The 17,977-nt window shown below is 43.9% G+C and carries 13 protein-coding genes; all 13 read left to right on the plus strand.

The window, feature by feature from the left end; all coding sequences use genetic code 11:
• Nucleotides 1-6 precede the first annotated feature (6 nt).
• The 13 genes from NSQ99_RS05210 to NSQ99_RS05270 all read left to right on the plus strand — a co-directional run bounded on the left by NSQ99_RS05210 (nucleotide 7) and on the right by NSQ99_RS05270 (nucleotide 17,782).
• Complete coding sequence (locus NSQ99_RS05210) at nucleotides 7-2,622, plus strand: DUF5696 domain-containing protein (RefSeq protein ID WP_340835532.1); 2,616 nt, start codon at nucleotides 7-9, stop codon at nucleotides 2,620-2,622.
• A gap of 93 nt (nucleotides 2,623-2,715) precedes the next feature.
• The gene (locus NSQ99_RS05215; RefSeq protein ID WP_251669163.1) at nucleotides 2,716-3,645 is read left to right on the plus strand and encodes a carbohydrate ABC transporter permease; all 930 of its coding nucleotides are present in this window, start codon (nucleotides 2,716-2,718) and stop codon (nucleotides 3,643-3,645) included.
• The gene (locus NSQ99_RS05220) at nucleotides 3,632-4,636 is read left to right on the plus strand and encodes a carbohydrate ABC transporter permease (protein ID WP_251669162.1); all 1,005 of its coding nucleotides are present in this window, start codon (nucleotides 3,632-3,634) and stop codon (nucleotides 4,634-4,636) included. The genes NSQ99_RS05215 and NSQ99_RS05220 overlap by 14 nt, the downstream gene beginning before the upstream one ends.
• Nucleotides 4,637-4,881: 245 nt before the next feature.
• Nucleotides 4,882-7,635, plus strand: coding sequence for a beta-galactosidase (locus NSQ99_RS05225; RefSeq protein ID WP_340835536.1), 2,754 nt, complete (start codon nucleotides 4,882-4,884; stop codon nucleotides 7,633-7,635).
• A 144-nt stretch (nucleotides 7,636-7,779) separates the two neighbouring features.
• Nucleotides 7,780-8,835 carry a LacI family DNA-binding transcriptional regulator gene (locus NSQ99_RS05230; RefSeq protein WP_340835539.1) on the plus strand — a complete coding sequence of 352 codons (1,056 nt, stop codon included), beginning with the start codon at nucleotides 7,780-7,782 and terminating at the stop codon, nucleotides 8,833-8,835.
• 535 nt (nucleotides 8,836-9,370) lie between these two features.
• Entirely contained in the window at nucleotides 9,371-9,730 is a 360-nt protein-coding gene (locus tag NSQ99_RS05235) for an ArsR/SmtB family transcription factor (RefSeq protein ID WP_340835541.1), read from the plus strand.
• Nucleotides 9,723-11,885, plus strand: coding sequence for a heavy metal translocating P-type ATPase (locus tag NSQ99_RS05240; protein WP_340835544.1), 2,163 nt, complete (start codon nucleotides 9,723-9,725; stop codon nucleotides 11,883-11,885). The genes NSQ99_RS05235 and NSQ99_RS05240 overlap by 8 nt, the downstream gene beginning before the upstream one ends.
• A gap of 152 nt (nucleotides 11,886-12,037) precedes the next feature.
• Nucleotides 12,038-12,256, plus strand: coding sequence for a hypothetical protein (locus NSQ99_RS05245; RefSeq protein ID WP_340835546.1), 219 nt, complete (start codon nucleotides 12,038-12,040; stop codon nucleotides 12,254-12,256).
• 220 nt (nucleotides 12,257-12,476) lie between these two features.
• Nucleotides 12,477-14,591 carry a methyl-accepting chemotaxis protein gene (locus NSQ99_RS05250; protein WP_340835547.1) on the plus strand — a complete coding sequence of 705 codons (2,115 nt, stop codon included), beginning with the start codon at nucleotides 12,477-12,479 and terminating at the stop codon, nucleotides 14,589-14,591.
• Between the two features lie 201 nt (nucleotides 14,592-14,792).
• A complete protein-coding gene (locus tag NSQ99_RS05255; RefSeq protein ID WP_340835549.1) occupies nucleotides 14,793-15,914 on the plus strand; it encodes a helix-turn-helix domain-containing protein in 1,122 nt (373 codons plus the stop codon).
• Nucleotides 15,914-16,114 (plus strand): PLDc N-terminal domain-containing protein, encoded by a 201-nt coding sequence (locus tag NSQ99_RS05260; RefSeq protein WP_251669144.1) that lies wholly within the window; start codon nucleotides 15,914-15,916, stop codon nucleotides 16,112-16,114. The genes NSQ99_RS05255 and NSQ99_RS05260 overlap by 1 nt, the downstream gene beginning before the upstream one ends.
• Complete coding sequence (locus NSQ99_RS05265) at nucleotides 16,111-17,028, plus strand: ABC transporter ATP-binding protein (protein WP_340835550.1); 918 nt, start codon at nucleotides 16,111-16,113, stop codon at nucleotides 17,026-17,028. Before NSQ99_RS05260 ends, NSQ99_RS05265 begins: the two co-directional genes overlap by 4 nt.
• The gene (locus NSQ99_RS05270) at nucleotides 17,000-17,782 is read left to right on the plus strand and encodes an ABC transporter permease (RefSeq protein WP_340835551.1); all 783 of its coding nucleotides are present in this window, start codon (nucleotides 17,000-17,002) and stop codon (nucleotides 17,780-17,782) included. Before NSQ99_RS05265 ends, NSQ99_RS05270 begins: the two co-directional genes overlap by 29 nt.
• The last annotated feature ends 195 nt before the right edge of the window (nucleotides 17,783-17,977 follow it).

Genomic DNA, 17,977 nt, shown 5'->3' on the forward strand with positions numbered 1-17,977 from the left:
CGCAATGTGATTAGAAATTTTAGCGAAACAGCAATCAACCGCATCAGAAATGCGGGGGCAAAAGAGATGATCATTGCGGCGATTTTACTTGTAGCCTTTATTTCACTATTTTTTGTACCTTCACAGGTTCAATCTCTAGGCATTAAGCGTCAAGCCATGCCAGAATACGTTAAGGATGGAATAGCTGAAGTAATTGGTGAGCTTGATCAGCAGGCAGGTAATATTAAATTAGCTAGCAATGAAGGTAAGGATCTGTATATTAATACGGAAACGCTCAATATTAAAGTGATTGATACACAAACTCGTACGGAATGGAGCAGCTTATCGCTCGATAAGGATAGCAGTGTCGTCGATAAGTCTCCGGTTATTATTAAGTATCTCGGTAAGGACGGGGCGTTGTACGAATGGGATGCATATACGTATGCGATTCAAAACAAACGCTATACGCTCAATCAAATTGAAAACGGTGTTCAGATCATATTTGATTTCTTCGAGACGGAATCGTATCGCTTGAATGAGTATGTGCCACAAAAGATATTAGCTGAGAATTATGAAGCTCATTTTATCGATAAGATTGATGAAAAGCTGGCAGAGGGTGCAATTACAGAGGCTCAGGCCTTGAAGTTCAAGGATGCCCTAACCTTAACGTATCAGTATGATAGCGCGAATGATCTGTATTACTACCGATTCGCAGGGCTGCCGCCGTTGTCACTCGTACGTGATCTAATCGCGATGACGAAGGCGATTGACTACACGACAGATATGTTAGTTGAAGAGAGCAGCATTCACGGACTAACTGTTAAAATTACTCAACCAGCTAACTTTATTGTGACGATGGAGGTCACACTAGACAACGGTGATCTCGTCGTTAAGGTTCCGACCTATGAGATTGCTAACAGTAACGACTTCTACACGATGCAAAATATTTCGGTGCTTCCTTCATTCGGTATGGCAGCAGCGAAAAATGTTGCAGACGGCTATATTTTTGTTCCAGATGGCACAGGCGCTTTATTCAAAATGAATACCTTTAACGGTAAATTTCCGGAATATGAGCGGCCGATCTACAACAACACCTATTACGACAAGCTGTATGAAATGTCTGAATTCCCCGAGGATCTAATGATGCCAGTGTTTGGCCTATATTATACCGATCAAAAGGGCAAAAGCAGCGGTCTTCTCGGCATTGTTGAAAAGGGAGCAGAGCTAGGGAAAATCAAGGTTCAGCTTGGGGTGGAGGATACGTCACTTGGTGGAACGCCTAATAATAAGGTGTTCAGCAGCTTTGATGCGATGCAGTTCTCTCGCGTAAAGGTATTCGGTCCATATAGTGAGGAGGAAGCGCGGTATACCGCTTCAACGGGCGTAATGGATATTGATTATACCGTTCGCTATAAGCTGTTTGCTAGTGAGGTAACTCACTATGAATTAGCAAAGGCCTATCAGAGCTATCTAATCGATCAACACGGGCTGCAGCTGTCCTATGACAATCGTCCGAAGCTATTCTTGGATGTCATTGGCGGACTTATGTTAGAGAAGCGCTTCCTCGGGATCCCTTATGAAAAGTCACAGTCTATGACGAGCTATGATCAACTGCAGGGCATTCTGCAGGATTTAGAGGGAATACCGACGGTTGTAAATTATAAAGGCGTGTTTAACGGTGGATTGCACAATTCAATCGGTAACAAAGCCGAGCTAGTGAAGGCTAATGGGGATAAGAAAGAGCTGGAGCAGCTCATGAACTATGCTGCGAGCAACGAGCATGAGTTATTCTTCAATATTGATTTGATGCGTGTATATGATGATGAGGACGGGTTTAAACCGAAACGCAATGCAGTATATGGCTTTAACAATAAGCCACAGGCTATTCATCAATATAATCTTGCCCTTGGCATATTCGATACGTATACAACCGCTCAGTATCTGTTAAACCCGTTAAATCTAAGTAACACGGTAGATCGATTCATTAAAGACTCTAGTGGGTTTGACTCTATTTTTGTCAATGATATGGGATCTACCTACTATGCGAGCTATAAGGATAAGGAGATTGTTAATCCATATATCTCAAATTCGATTGTCCATGACAATTTGCAAAAGCTAACTGAAAGCAAAAAAGTAGCACTTGATAATCCGAATAGCGATAAGCTGCCTTATGCGACATATGCGGCAAATATTTCTCGTGAAAGCAGTGATTACGGAACGATGTATACGTCCGTACCATTTAGACAGCTCGTTATGAATGGATTAACGCAATATACGACGCTAAATGTGAATCTATCGGCTGACCGTAGTGACTATTTTATTCTGCAAGCACTGGAGCTCGGTAGTATTCCGAAGTTTACCATTACCGCAGAAAACGTTGATATTCTTAAGTATTCAGAATTCAGAGAGTACTTTGCAACGGAATATCGCGCGATTAAGCAACGAATGAAGGAGCTATATGAGGAATATAGCGCAGGAATCGCTAAGATTGGCTCAGCAGAGATTGTGAACCATCGTATGGTAGATGAGAATGTGTTTGAAACAACCTATGCATCTAGAGTCAAGGTGATCGTTAACTATAATAAGTTCGCCGTAACCGTTGAAGGGCACCAGCTTGATGCACTTGGCTACGTCATTAAGTAACGGGCAAAACGCTAAGAGTATGCTTTCGAAGCAGCGTTTTGCTGCTAAGAAGTATATTCAATAGACAGGCAAAACGCTTTGGGAGGTTGGGTAATGGAAGATACCGCACATAAAAGCAGAAGATTTCAGATCTCACATATGAATATGCGAAAGATTCACGGTATCATCTTTGTGCTTCCTTGGTTGCTTGGATTTATATTGTTTTTTGTAAATCCGTTAATAAGCACAATTAAGTATTCATTCCATAAGGTTGGCGTTGCTGATTCCGGAGGGATGAGCCTTGAATATGTTGGCTTTCAAAACTTCATTGATTTGTTCACGACGGAAGTTTCAAGCCAAAGTACGCAGTTTTTACGGATATTTACGGATGAGAATGTAGATATTTTCATCAATACGCCCGTAATCGTTATTTTTAGCTTGTTCTGTGCGATCCTTGTAAATGCTAATTTTAAGGGGCGTGGACTTGCTCGCGTTATCTTCTTCCTGCCAATCGTACTAGGGTTGAAGGTCGTTGTTGATTTAACACTAGTGACAACAGGTGGCGATGTAGCAAACGCTTCGATCACAGAAACGTTTGACAATGGGTTTATATTAAACTTCCTAAGAGAATATACCTTCTTGCCGCGTGACGTTACAAGATTTATTTCGGAGCTAATTAACGGTGTGTTTTTGCTTATCTCACAAACAGGCGTGCAAACACTCATTTTTCTAGCAGGCTTACAGTCGATTAATGCCTCCCTATATGAAGTGGCTAAAATCGAGGGAGCGAACGGCTACGAGGTATTCTGGAAAATTACATTGCCGCTGCTTGCAAACATTATGTTATTTGCGATGATTTATACGTTCGTGGATATGTTTCTTAAATCGACCATCTCGACGGAAATCTATTATTTTGCATTTAATAAAAATAGTATTGGTACGGGGTCTGCGCTTTCCGTTGTCTATTTATTGAATGTATTAATCGACTTATTGATCTTGATGCTAGTTATTAACAGGGTGGTGAAGCCATATGACTCAAACTAAAACATCAACTAGAAAGCAAACAAAGCAATTAAATTTATACAACGTAAAAGAGAGCTTTAAGAAAATTCTTTTCTGGTATGCGTTCATATCGTTGATTGTCGGTCTTGGCTTTGCCATTCTGTATCCGTTAATTAAGCTAATACCGACCGTGTTCAATAACCTGGAGGATCTAGGGAATCCTGATGTGGTCTGGGTGCCGATGGAGTTTTCCATTGTCAGCTTTGAAGCCGCAATAAGACTGGTGTTTGGTAATGGGATGCCGATGGTACAATCGATTCTCTACTCGGCTATGATTGCAGCTATCCAAATCTTTGTCTGTGCGCTTGCAGGCTATACGCTTGGCAGAGTGAATTTTTGGGGAAGAAACATTGTCATGTTTCTCGTCATTCTTACATTCGTTGTGCCGCCTCAGTCCTTGCTCATCTCACAATATTTGAGCTTCAAAAACTTTGATATTTTCGGCATCTTTACGGCGATTAGTGGCAGCACGGTTGATTTGATCAATAAGCCGATTACGTTGATTTTATTGGCGGTTTTCGGCTTTGGTGTGAAGCAGAGCATGTTCGTGTTTATTTTTAGACAATTCTTTAAAGGGCTGCCTAAGGAGCTGGAGGAGGCGTCGCTCATTGATGGATGCGGCTTCTATCAGACGTATTTCCGAATCTGTCTGCCTAATGCGATACCTGCTATTATGACAGTTGGCATACTGTCCTTTGTATGGAACTATGGGGATACCTACTACACTGGCTTTTTCCATCCAGATGGACCGTACTTAAGCATTAAGCTAGCTCAGACCTTTTCACCGGCTAATGTAGACAACATTTTGTATGCTGTGCAAACTTGGTACAATGTACCCGGGGCTAATGTGTTTGCGTTTGATGCGGTGAAACAAGCGGCAGCATTCATTTATCTGTTGCCATTGCTAATTATTTATTTCGCTGTACAGAAGAAACTCGTACAGAACTTTGAACAGTCAGGTATTGTTGGCTAACTTTTGGTTTGCGATGTAATGGTGACAAATCCGGACGGCCTGTGGGTCTGCGGAATGTTCATAAAGTTCGGATTTGTTACTACACTTTTTGATCAGACGATAGGCATCACTGACGCTGATCTGGCCTCATACAGTTGCTATTTAATAGTAGGTTATGTAACCCATTTCAATAAGATGGTTACGGTGTGTGATATGGATAGATCGACTAGGCCATAAACAAATAAATAGGATGGGTGAGATCAGCTATGACGATTCAGTATGATAATAAAAGTTTTGTTATAGATGGCAAGCGCGTTTTTCTTAATAGCGCAGCAATTCATTATTTTCGCATGCCGAAGGAGGAATGGCGAGACGTACTTACAAAGGCTAAGCTTGCTGGCATGAACTGTATTGATACTTACTTTGCTTGGAATGTGCATGAAGCAGAGGAAGGCAGCTTTAACTTTGAAGGTGATTACGACTGTGGTGCATTTATCGACCTTTGCGCTGAATTAGGACTATGGGTCATTGCTAGACCAGGACCTTTCATCTGTGCAGAGTGGGATTTTGGCGGTTATCCTTGGTGGTTATCTACAAAGGAGAATATGCAATATCGCATCGATCATGAGGAGCATTTACGCTACATCTTTCGCTATTTTGATCAGCTCCTGCCAATCATCTCGTCTCGGCAGCTAACAAAGGGCGGGAACGTCATTCTCGTTCAGGTAGAGAATGAATACGGCTATCTGGCGGAGAGCGAACGCGGTAAAAACTATATGCGCTTGCTTCGTGATGGCATGCTAGCTCGCGGAATAGAGGTTCCTCTTATTACGTGTGTCGGCGGGGCTGAGGAAACGATTGAATGTGCGAACTTCTGGTCAGGTGCTAAGCATCATTACAATCAATTAGTAACGAAGCAGCCAGACACTCCGAAGCTGGTAACAGAGTTTTGGACGGGATGGTTCGAGCATTGGGGCGGCTCTGCAGCGTTGCAGAAAACAGCATTGCTTTATGAGAATAGAATGCTGGAGACAATTGCAGCGGGCTTTGATGGTATTAATCATTATATGTTCTATGGTGGAACGAATTTTGGCAGCTACGGCGGAAGAACTGTAGGCAGCAGCGATATTTTTATGATCACGTCCTACGACTATGATGCGCCGCTTAATGAATATGGGCGAACGACTGAAAAGTACTATTCAGCGAAGAAGCTGTCACAATTTACTGGAGTGATGTCTTCGTTCCTATTGGAATCGCAGGAGGCAGATGTCTCATCTCTTAAAGCATCTGGAGGCCTAGCGATAGCTGGACTGCAGCTCGATGAGCAGCGGCTTCTGTTTGTGGAAAATAAGAAGGAGGAGCGGGACAGCTTCTTTATTACCCTGCATGATGAGTTAACGTTACCGCTCACACTGGAAGCTGGGCAGATGATTCCGGTGCTGGATCGGATTAACGTAATGGACGGTCTAAGCCTAACGATGGGTGGCTATCTTATTGGCAATGAAAGCTATGCGAATCGTCAGGTGCTAATCATTAGCGGTGGTAAGGGACAGCGATTGTCTGTGCTGCTTGAAGCTGATGATGAGCTGGAGTGGACAGCGAGTGATTATCCGTCTGTTCGCTATACATGGCATCATAAAAGGCAATTACTGCTTGACTTCTACAGCTTCGAGGAGCCACAGCTTATTACCTTGAAGGTGAAGGGTCGACTCGTAGAGCTTGTTGTGTTGAATGCAGAGAGCACGAAACAAGCTTGGCGGGTTAGTCATTCAACGGCGGACTGGATTATTGGCTGCAAGGATATCTCGATTACTGCAGAGGGAGTGCTGGAAGGGGTACAGGATGATAGCAGAACAACGCTATACATTGATGAACAAAGCAGCAGCTTCTCTTATGATTCACCGGCATCCCTGAGCAGCCGCAATACTATGACTCAGACTGAAGTGCCTCAGCTAACGAGCTGGTCCAGCTCACAGGTTATGCTAAGCAGTCCATGTGGTATTGTGCTGCAGCGTCCAGTTGGCTTTGCAGAATTCGGGCAAGACGCGGGATACTTGCTATATTCCCATGAGCTGCATTGTGATCACGCAGGCGAAACAACGATTGCGATCTCAGCTCTGCAGGACCCTGTTCGGGTTTACGTTAATGGTGAGGAGCAAGGGTTCATAAGGGATGTCGGAGCTGGAAGCATTCGCTTGCAGCTGCCGCAGGGACGTAATCAGCTTCAATTTCTCGTACAGCATATGGGCCGATTGAATTTTTCGCCTTATCTTGGTGAGGAAAAAGGAATTTCAGGCGCTGTATATAAAGAGGCAGACGTTGTTGATTTCCGCAGCGGTTGGCAGCTAGAGAATGCCATGGTGGATTTGTCGCAAGTGAATGCTGTAGGCGATACGAAAACGTTAAAAAAGACATGGCATATGGAAGCGGGCAAGCGTGTATTGCTTGTTGGAGCAATAAGCTTACCACTGAAAATTAATGGGGTTAACGTTGAGCTCGAAGGCTATGCCAATTGGTTTAAATTCCATACGGCAGACCTCACTTCCTATCTGCAAGCTGGATCGAATGCGTTCGAAATGGAGTATGTAGCTTCTCCGATTGATCGATTGCAGCTTATTGTATGCGATGAGCAGCATCGACTAGACCCGTGGCAGGTTGTCTCACTGAGCGATTTACCAGTCAGCGAGCGATCTAGCACGAATGAACAAAACGGAGGACCAGCGTGGCAGCGCTGCAGCTTTACTTGGTCGAAAGCGGATATGCCATCACATGCTAGGCTGAAGCTGCGTCTAACAGGAATGAGCAAGGGCTTTATTAGGCTGAATGGCAGAAACCTTGGACGATATTGGCAGGTTGGCCCACAAGAGGATTACAAGCTTCCGCTTGCTTGGCTAAACGATGGGAACAATACGCTTGAGCTATTCGATGAGCAGGGAAAATTGCCACATCGCGTAAAGCTGCTGTTTGACAATCACACATCTATGCCATGGACAGAGTTGAAAAGTCGTGTTCTAATCTAATAGTAATAAAGTAGTAGGTTCGTGCATCGTGCACGAACCTACTGTCACATGTATATAAATATGTATAAATATGTTAGGTTTTAATTATTTTTGCTATAATATGTGAAAGTAATATGTGGACATTAGTTCGGAGGTTCTACTGTGATGAAGCAGATGACAATATACGATATTGCCAAGCTTGCCAATGTATCTGTGGCAACGGTGTCTAGGGTGATTAATGATACGGCACCTGTTAAGGATTCAACACGCAAAAAAATAGAAGCGCTCATTCAGCAATATCAATTTCAGCCGAATGCTATGGCACGGAGCCTGTTGAAGAAGGAAACAGGGATTATTGGCATCATTGTCCCGGATCTGACTAACCCGTTCTATACAGAGGTGTTGGCTGGTGCTGAAACGGAAGCATATTCAACAGGGCATACGTTTCTATTGATGAACGCAATCGGTAATTATGAGAAGGAATCGGCGTATTTGAGCATGCTGCGTGAACGACGCGTGGATGGCATGTTATTTCTCGGAGGCCGAATCAATCTTAAAAATGGTGATGAGGAGCTGGATCAAGAGCTTATTCAGCATGCATCAACGATTCCGACTGTGCTGATTAATGGTACTGTAAAAGGTAACGTACTAACCCGAGTAGCCACCGATGAATACAAGGGGGCGTGTATGGCTGTACAGTATCTTATCGATAATGGGCATAAGCACATCGCCTTTTTAGGCGGTGAGATGCATATGAGTACGACCTCCAGTAAGCTGCGTGCCTTCAAGAAGACTTTGAAGGATGCTGGACTGCAAGTACGTGAGGAGTGGATCCTGCCGGATAGTTTTTCCATCGATTCCGGACGGAAGCAAATGGAGCATTTGCTTTCCTTGAAGAAGCAGCCTACCGCAGTGTTCTGTGTCAATGATTTTGTAGCGATTGGTGCGATTAAAACCGCAATTGATCATGGCGTTCAGGTGCCAGAGGATATGTCAATTGTCGGCTTTGACGATATTCCGCTTGCGCATCACTTTATACCAGAGATTACGACCGTATCGCAGGAGGCAAATGAGCTTGGACGTACGGCGATTCAGGTGTTGCAACGGATGATGAATCAAGAGAAAGTGAAGAAGCATACCGTTATTGAGCCTAAGCTGATGGTTAGAAAAAGCTCGGCAGCACCCCGAGCAATTGCAGCGCTTGCGAAGCAGCAAGCTTGATGGTTGAAGTAATGAATATGATGAATATTGAACGGAGAAAACTAAAACCTTCTGGCTACTGTGATTGTTACAGCAGTGCAGAAGGTTTTTCTTTGTTATGTCCATTAAAGAATTCAACTTGTGAAAATAAACATACAAACCCAAAACAGCATTCCAAATAATGCTGAAGTAATAAAGGTTAGAGAGGTTTGTTTCTTCGTATCTTTAATATATGAATGGATTGTACTCAAGAAGAACAACATGAACAAAAATGCTAACAACGCAAATAGGATATCCATAATACCCTCCATATTTTTGTTAGATATATAAACTTACTATATGGATAATTTTAACATAAATGTGTGGCGATAGATAGAAAAAACAATGTCGCGGCATGATGCTATTTCACTCTATAAAAGTGCCTGAATATCGAGTAAATTCCTAGAATACTGGAAACATTATGTTAGACAACATTCATTCTAACCTCAGCTTGAATAAAGTAAGGGTAAAGCTTATAGTATATTCAAGCAAATGTTTGAATGAAGAGGTGAACGGCATGAGTCTATGTGAAATGTATTGCTATAACGAAGAGAAGGTTACCAGCATTCAAGCGGCGATCAAGCTTGAGGAGCTTCAGCTTGTATCGCAGCTGTTCAAGGCGTTAGCCGATGTGAATCGCTCGAAAATTATTTATGCCTTATGCCAATCAGAGGAGCTATGTGTTTGTGATCTAGCCCATATTATCGGTGCGACCGTTGCGACAACCTCCCATCATTTACGTGCCATGAATAAAAGAGGTCTGGTGAAGTTTCGTAAGGAGGGTAAGCTAGCTTTTTATTCTTTAGATGACGATCATGTTCGCTCATTAATGGGAATCACATTAGAACATAGCAAGGAGCTGAAGCATCATGAGTAATGGAAGTGAGCAAGCGAACACCTATCACTCCTATCGCGTGGAAGGCTTTACCTGTGCGAATTGCGCCGGCAAATTTGAACGTAACGTAAAGGAAATCGAAGGGGTGCAGGATGCTAAAGTTAACTTTGGCGCTTCAAAAATTTCAGTTGCCGGCAGCGTTACAATTGCTCAGCTGGAGCAGGCAGGGGCATTCGAATCATTGAAAATTACGACTGATGAACCGGCTAGTAGCCGCTCTGCTGCAGCTACATCTAATGAAGCGAAGGAAAAGCCCTCGTTCTGGCAGACCTATCATTTGCTGCTATATTCAGTGCTGCTTATCGTGCTAGGCTACTTGTCCTACGGCATCAATGGTGAGCAAAATCTCGTTACGATCTTATTGTTTCTTGCAGCAACAATGATTAGCGGTGCTAAGCTGCTAAAGATAGGCTTGCAAAATTTGCTGCGATTAGATTTTGATATGCGTACGCTGATGACCGTTGCCGTGATCGGTGGCGCCATTATTGGAGAATGGGCTGAAATCGCTGTCGTTGTTATCCTGTTTGCGGTTAGTGAGGCGCTAGAGCGTTATTCGATGAATCGAGCAAGACAATCTATCCGGCTGCTTATGGATATTGCGCCTAAGGAAGCGTTAATACGCCGTGGCAATCAAGAGCAAATGGTTGCAGTAGAAGAGATTAAAATCGGCGATATTATGCTCGTTAAGCCTGGTCAGAAGATCGCTATGGATGGAGTCGTTGTTCAAGGTCAATCTGCAGTTAACCAAGCAGCCATTACAGGGGAATCGATTCCTGCCGCCAAGGGTGTTGGCGATGAGGTGTTTGCTGGTACTCTGAATGGAGAAGGCTGGATCGAGGTTGAAATTACGAAGCATGTTGAGGATACAACGATTGCACGAATCATCCATCTCGTAGAGGAAGCGCAAGCTGAGCGTGCACCTGCCCAAGCATTTATCGATAAATTCGCTAAAGTCTATACACCTGCTATTATGCTCGTTGCTGCGCTTGTTGCTGTGCTGCCTCCACTATTGTTGGATGGATCATGGTCGACTTGGGTGTATCAAGGGCTCGCGGTGCTTGTGGTGGGATGCCCATGCGCATTAGTTATATCAACACCAATCTCGATTGTATCAGCGATTGGCAATGCCGCTAAACAAGGTGTGTTAATTAAGGGCGGGATCTATCTAGAAGAAATGGGCTCAGTGAAAGCTGTTGCCTTCGATAAGACCGGAACGCTAACTGAAGGTGTGCCAAGCGTAACGGATTATGAGGTGCTTGAGGAAGCAGACGCCGATCAGCTGCTGGCGATTATTGCTGCACTGGAGCATCGCTCGCAGCATCCGCTTGCTTCAGCCATTGTAAATAAGGCACATGAAGAGGACGTTGACGATTCAGCAGTTAAAGTTGAAGGCTTTACCGCGATAACAGGTAAAGGGATTAGCGGCAGCGTTCAAGGGACTACGTTCTATGTAGGGAGTCCGAGATTATTTATAGATCAGCTTGCTATCCGGCTGCCACAATCGCTGCAGCAGCGAATTGATGAGCTTCAGCAGCAGGGCAAAACGGTCATGCTGGCAGGGATGGATAACCGTGTATTAGCATTAATTGCAGTAGCCGATAAGCTTCGCAGTTCAAGTCGGAAGGTGCTGCAGGAGCTACAAGCGCTAGGTATTAAGCAGACGGTTATGCTGACAGGCGATGCACACAGCACAGCGCAATATATTGGCCGAGAAGCAGGAGTAACGAATATTGAGGCTGAGCTGATGCCAGAAGAGAAGCTTCAGCGAGTGAAGCAGCTGCAAGAGCGTTACGGCAAAGTAGCGATGGTAGGCGATGGTGTCAATGATGCGCCAGCGCTCGCTGCCTCAAGCGTTGGTATTGCGATGGGGGGAGCGGGAACAGACACCGCGCTGGAGACGGCAGATATCGCCCTGATGGCGGATGACTTAAGCAAGCTGCCATTTACAGTAAAGCTCAGTCGTAAAGCGATGCAGATCATTAAGATCAATATCGCCTTTTCCATCGGCATTAAGCTGATTGCTTTGCTGCTCGTTATTCCAGGCTGGTTGACGCTATGGATAGCCATTACGGCAGATATTGGCGCTACGCTGGCCGTTTCACTTAATAGTATGCGATTAATGCGTATGAAGGAGTAAAGCATAAGAAGGTAGTTAACGGAATAGATATGATTGATGAACTGTGTTTAATAAGCTTGCAGCTAGATCATGGCAACGAAGTCCATAAACTAGCTGCAAGCTTTTTTTGCGCGGCTGGAATGAAGTTATTGTATGTTTATGGAAAATAATGTATGATGACGTTGGAGGTGAAAGCGGATATGATATGGGTCATCATAATTGTCGTATTGCTCCTAATCGTCATCGGTGCTTTTACATCTGAAAGTCCAGGCTGCGGCACCTGTCTGCTGCTTGTTTTAATCATATTCGTCCTGTGGAGGCTTGGCGCGGGAGCATTTTTATGGAATATACTCCGCTATTTATTCCAAGAACTATCAAAGCTGTTAGCCTAGCACCGTGAGGGTGCTTTTTTTGTGCTTAATGAGAGCAAAGGATGCTTGAATAGGGCGTGAGCTGCTCGAAATTATTAAGGAATCGTGAACATTTATAAAACAACACCAAATTTTATGAAAAAATAAACGAAACGTCCATATCGAAATTGTAGAAAAATGTCGATATAAGTAGAAAGACGTATTTCTATTAAGTAACATTAACATCAAGGGAGAGAGCAGGATGGACGTAGTATTGAAGCCTTTTATTCGATTAATGGGGAAGCTAAAGTACGCACAAAAATTTATGCTAATTAGTTTGTTATTTGTTGTACCGATCATTATTTTAACGTCATCGTGGTTTTTAGAGAAGCAGCGTTCTATTCAATTGTTGGCGAATGAAATGAGCGGGATCAAGCAGGTTCAGCAGGTGTGGCCGTTAGTTTTAGAGGTTCAGCAGCATAGAGGCTTAGCGAATGGTTATTTGAACGGGAATACAGCATCCAAAGCGCAGCTTGATGAAAAACGCTCCGAAATAATGAGTCGTATCGAAGTAATAGAGGATGCATTGGATGTTCATCAATACCCCGACTCTTATACTCGTTGGACAGAGACGGCTTCAAGGCTGCAAGAGCTTAGCGAAAGCTATAGTAATCTTACGGTGTCGGATAGCTTCGAGGAGCATTCTGCTAGAATAGATGAGCTTCTGCAGCTCATTAAGTCGATCGCTGATGAATCGGGCTTAACGTTAGATCAGTCAATCGATACCTATTATATGATGGATCTGTTGGTTAATGATCTCCCTAGCTTAGTAGAATCAACAGCTATTATTCGCGGCAAAGGGAATGGTGCGCTTGCACAGGGGATACTGTCCGCAGATGTGGCTAATGAGCTTCGTCTGCAGAAGGAATTTACAGAGAGTTCGATCCAAAAGGTCAATAAAGTGATTAACCAATTTCTACGATTAGAAGAAGGAAGCTACGAAGAATTTGTTCACCAGCTTATGGGTATTGGTACGCTTGCAGAGGACTATCTGAAGCTGGCTAATCAAAATATTTTAGCTGCTGATCAGCTGACGATGGACCCAGATGAATTTTTCAATCAAGGAACCGCATCCATTACGTCTATCGATGAATTGATTAGCTTGTTGGCCTCAAATTTATTGGTTGAGCTTGATAATAATAAAACGGAAATCATTACAGCTCGCAATTTCGTTGCTATTCTTTTGGTTGTAATATTTATATTAATTAGCCTACTGTACATCGCGTTTTACCGAAATGTAATGATTACGGTCTCTACACTAAAAGCGCGCGCACAAGCCATGGCTGCAGGAGACTTTTCTACACCGATTGCACTTCAGACAAGAGATGAGCTACGTGAGGTTGGAGATGCATTCAATGAAATGCAGTCATCGATTAGTGAAGTGCTACTGAAAAATCAAGATCTGGCGAATAGTGCGCTAGATTCTTCCTCGAATTTGGCAGTTATTGCACAGCAATCGTCTGCTGCAATGAAGCAAGTCGCTGAGTCAGTGCAGGTCGTAAGTGATGGGACAGCGAGTCAGAAGCGTACATTGGGTGAAACCTCTACTGCAATGAACGAGATGGCCGTTGGCGTCAACCGCATAGCAGAAGCAGCGTCTGAAGTAGCATTCGCAGCCATTCGAACAAGTGAACAGGCAATACTAGGAGATGAGCAGCTGACCAATAGCGTAGAGCAGATCGATAGTATAAGAAAAACACAGCAGCAGAGCGCTGAGATCGTTAAGCGACTGGAAGGTCAATCGGTTCAAATTAGTAAAATTATTAATGTCATTATGGAAGTTGCAGCGCAAACGAAGCTGCTAGCTCTAAATGCGAATATTGAAGCAGCACGAGCAGGAGAGCATGGTCGAGGCTTCGCTGTTGTAGCGAAAGAGGTGGGCGCTTTAGCGGAGCAAACAACGAATTCCGGTATGGAAATTTCAGAGCTGCTAGAAAATATACTGAAAATCGTTCACGAAAATGTGGAAGCGATGGACGTCATGCAGCTGGAAACGCATCGCGGTATACAATCGATCTACCAATCAAAGGCAACGATCGATCGTATTATTAACGACGTAAAGCTTGTTAGTGAGCAGATTCAAGAGGTGTCGGCTACTTCAGAGGAGATGTCAGCCGAGATGGAAGAGATCACCGCTTCGATATCAGAAATTGCATCAGCATCAGATCGTAGCGCCAATGAGGCGGAAACGATGGCTGCTGCAGCACAGCAGCAGCTGGCATCAGCAGAGCAAATTCAAGCTGCTGCGCAATCGATGAAGGATATGTCGACACAGCTTCAATCAGATCTAAGCAAATTTATATTAGAACAGCAATAAGAGCAAGAGGTAACATTGGCCTTATAACGTATTGAAGCACTGCCTATATGTGAATGTCAGATATGAAGATGTGCATTCCTGTGGCAGTGCTTTTCTATAATTCTGGATTCAACCACTGGTTGATTTTATTAATGAATAATTACAATTAATCGTTAGCAAACGCTAGCTTTTCGTTTTATGCTTAATGGGAAAGGAGCGAAAATGATGCAGCAATTAAAATTTGCAGAAATTTTCAGTAGCCGTCGCAAACAGCTTCGCATGACACAAGGTGAGGTAGCTGCTTATGTAGGAGTATCGAATGCGGCCGTATCCAAATGGGAGCAAGGCTTAAGTTATCCTGAGCTGACGCTGCTGCCTAGGCTTGCAACGCTAATGGATTTATCGATAGATGCACTATTAGGCTATAATCCTCAATTGACAAGGAAAAAAATTAATGAGCATTATGCGGCATTTGCCAATCGATTCAGGGATGAGACCTTCGATAAGGTGCAGGTAGATATAGAGAAGCTGCTTCTTGAGTATTATTCCTGCTACCCTCTATTGGTGCAGATGTCACAGCTATATCTCAACTATTATACCCGAGCTTCAGATCAGGCAGCTGTGCTGAATCGCATTGCAGAGCTTAGTGAGCGAGTGATCTCACATTGTGACGATTATAAGCTGACACATCAAGCGAGAATGATTCAAGCCTATGTGCTTCTTCTAACAGGTAAGCCTCAGGAGCTGCTCACTTTTTTAGGTGACAAAATTTCTATTCAATATGGGGAAGAATTTTTAATCGCAAAAGCGCATGAGATGCTTGGTGATCAAGATAAAGCAAAGCTGGTCGTACAGGTCAGCATGTACCAATACATGATCGTCATGATCACCAGTGCAACGGAAAGTCTAGCGCTGGAAGCAGCTAACAGAGAGCATTTTGATGAGACGGTGAATCGTATTGAACAAATGCTTCAACTGTTCCAAGTCGAGCAGCTTAACCCTAATCTTAGTCTAACATTTTACTTTAATGCCGCGGCAGGATATATGAAGCAGCAGCGTGAAGCGGATGCGCTTCGCATGCTAGAGCAGTATTATCGAGCATGCCGTAGCATGAAATTTCCATTACAGCTAAGAGGGGATGCATATTTTTATTTAATTGACGAGTGGATTGCTCAAGAAATTTTTCTTGGAGCTCAGGCGCCGCGCGATGAAGAGTCGATTAAGCAGGATATTGTGAATCTGCTGCTCCATAATCCGAGCTTTGCACCGTTACAGGATGATCCCGCTTTTCAAGCTATAATTACAAATCTAAAGCATGTCTTAAAGCTTAAGGAGGATGTGTAATGAACGAATTATCCGCAATCCCATGGGAGCTTATTGCGCCGATTCTTGTTATTCAGCTTGTGCTGCAAATTATTGCAATTATTGACCTGATCCGTGTTCCAGAGACAAAAGGACCTAAAGTGATGTGGCTGCTTCTCATTTTAATTAGCGGAATGATAGCCTCTATCGTTTATTTTATTATAGGGAGAAAACAACAATGAGCCTATTAAAAGTGGAAGCATTAACGAAGAAGTTTGGCAGTAAGGTCAGTGTTGATGCATTGAGCTTTGCGCTTCAGCCTAATACAGCCACTGCCTTAATTGGTCCTAACGGTGCTGGTAAAACAACAACGATGTCGATGATTTGCGGACTATTAGAGCCTAGCAGCGGGAAGGTTACGCTGGCAGACGGCGGAGACATTCGCAAGCATATTGGCTTTCTGCCGCAATATCCTAAGTTTTACTCGTGGCTTAGTGCGCTAGAGTACGTTGAGATGACCGCTAGACTTAGTGGTATCTCTGCAAGAGAAGCGAAGAAGCGTAGTGAAGAGGTATTAACCTATGTTGGTCTTGGCAAGGATATGAAGCGGCTAACGTCTACCTTCTCAGGAGGGATGAAGCAAAGACTCGGAATCGCGCAAGCGATTGTTCATAAGCCGCAGCTTCTGCTGCTCGATGAGCCGGTATCTGCACTTGATCCGATCGGACGTGCAGAGGTGATGGAGCTGCTTAAAGAGCTGCAGCGGGAGACAACGATTCTGTATTCCACGCATATTTTACACGATGCTGAAAAGGTGACAGATCAGGTGCTGTTTATGAAGGAAGGCAGACTGGTGGAGGAAGGCACGCTGCAGGAGATACAACAGCGCTATGCCAATCCTAGATATTCAATCGAATTTGTACACGAGGCTGAAGCGGAAGCCTTCGCGCAGTCCTTAGCAGAACATGCAGTGAGAGAGGGCAGCAATGTCTCATTGCCGATTGATGAGCAGCTGCCAACGATGAACGCATTAATGGCACTGCTGTCGTCCTCGCGTTATGAAATTATTAAGGTTGAGCGTGAAAGTGCATCGCTGGATCAAATATTCATGAAGGTGGCTGGTGTTGGTGAATTCACTGCAAGTACTGCTCGTTAAGGAATTTAGGGAAAGCTGGCGTAGCTTCAAGTTTATATGGATTCCACTTGTGTTCATACTGCTAGGGGTAAGTGATCCGGTCATGAATTATTTCATGGAGGATATATTAAAGGCTGTAGGAAATATGCCTGAAGGCTTTCAAATGATGATGCCCGAGCTTCAGCCGCTGGATCTGCTTATGGCTTCCACGGGTCAGTTTCAATTAATCGGTGTTATCGTGCTTATCGCTGTTTTTGTAGGAACGATAAGTCGAGATCGAAGCAGCGGGACAGCGACCTTGATCTACATTCGTCCAGTATCAGCTGTTTCATTGTTTATGAGCAAGTGGATAGTTGCAGCCTTAGTCGCGATCTTAAGTGCTGTGCTAGGCTATGCTGGCAGCCTGTATTATACATCGGTGCTATACGGCTCGGTTTCATTCAAGGATGCCCTTATTATGATTGTTACTTATGCTGTTTGGTTGCTCTTTGTTATGGCGTTAACCGTCGCACTCAGTGCTGCCTTTAGTACGGGATTAGCTGCTACGATCGCTATTATTGTTATTCCGATCGGTGGCATGATCGATTCAATCATCGGCAGCTTCTGGAATGCTTCACCATGGAAGCTAGTTAGCTATGGAGTAATGCTCGGAAGTGATACAGCGTTGTATGATGATTACTGGAAGACGTTGGCAATAACGTTCGGCTTGATCATCATCTGCCTTGTTACGGGTGTATGGGCGACACGATATAATCGTTCGAGAACAAAGGTATAATAGACATGCTGATGCTAAACAATAACCTCGGAATGGCGGCTGAAAGAGTGCTGTCCAATACGAGGTTATTGCTTTTTATCGGTGTAATTCAAGCTTTACATACCCTGACGGGGTATATTATACTAGGATTAAGCTTGCAACAATGCTTGTTGAACAGCTGAGATATATGCTTGTAACGATGCAGAAGCTATGAAT

The sequence above is a fragment of the Paenibacillus sp. FSL W7-1287 genome (genome assembly GCF_038004245.1).
Taxonomy (GTDB): Bacteria; Bacillota; Bacilli; order Paenibacillales; family Paenibacillaceae; genus Pristimantibacillus; species Pristimantibacillus camelliae.

Bases quoted from the DNA above. Each gene is read 5' to 3' on its own strand.
- NSQ99_RS05215 (WP_251669163.1), top strand. From the start codon at position 2,716: ATGGAAGATACCGCACATAAAAGCAGAAGATTTCAGATCTCACATATG.
- NSQ99_RS05220 (WP_251669162.1), top strand. From the start codon at position 3,632: ATGACTCAAACTAAAACATCAACTAGAAAGCAAACAAAGCAATTAAAT.
- NSQ99_RS05225 (WP_340835536.1), top strand. From the start codon at position 4,882: ATGACGATTCAGTATGATAATAAAAGTTTTGTTATAGATGGCAAGCGC.
- NSQ99_RS05230 (WP_340835539.1), top strand. From the start codon at position 7,780: ATGAAGCAGATGACAATATACGATATTGCCAAGCTTGCCAATGTATCT.
- NSQ99_RS05235 (WP_340835541.1), top strand. From the start codon at position 9,371: ATGAGTCTATGTGAAATGTATTGCTATAACGAAGAGAAGGTTACCAGC.
- NSQ99_RS05240 (WP_340835544.1), top strand. From the start codon at position 9,723: ATGAGTAATGGAAGTGAGCAAGCGAACACCTATCACTCCTATCGCGTG.
- NSQ99_RS05245 (WP_340835546.1), top strand. From the start codon at position 12,038: ATGATGACGTTGGAGGTGAAAGCGGATATGATATGGGTCATCATAATT.
- NSQ99_RS05250 (WP_340835547.1), top strand. From the start codon at position 12,477: ATGGACGTAGTATTGAAGCCTTTTATTCGATTAATGGGGAAGCTAAAG.
- NSQ99_RS05255 (WP_340835549.1), top strand. From the start codon at position 14,793: ATGATGCAGCAATTAAAATTTGCAGAAATTTTCAGTAGCCGTCGCAAA.
- NSQ99_RS05260 (WP_251669144.1), top strand. From the start codon at position 15,914: ATGAACGAATTATCCGCAATCCCATGGGAGCTTATTGCGCCGATTCTT.
- NSQ99_RS05265 (WP_340835550.1), top strand. From the start codon at position 16,111: ATGAGCCTATTAAAAGTGGAAGCATTAACGAAGAAGTTTGGCAGTAAG.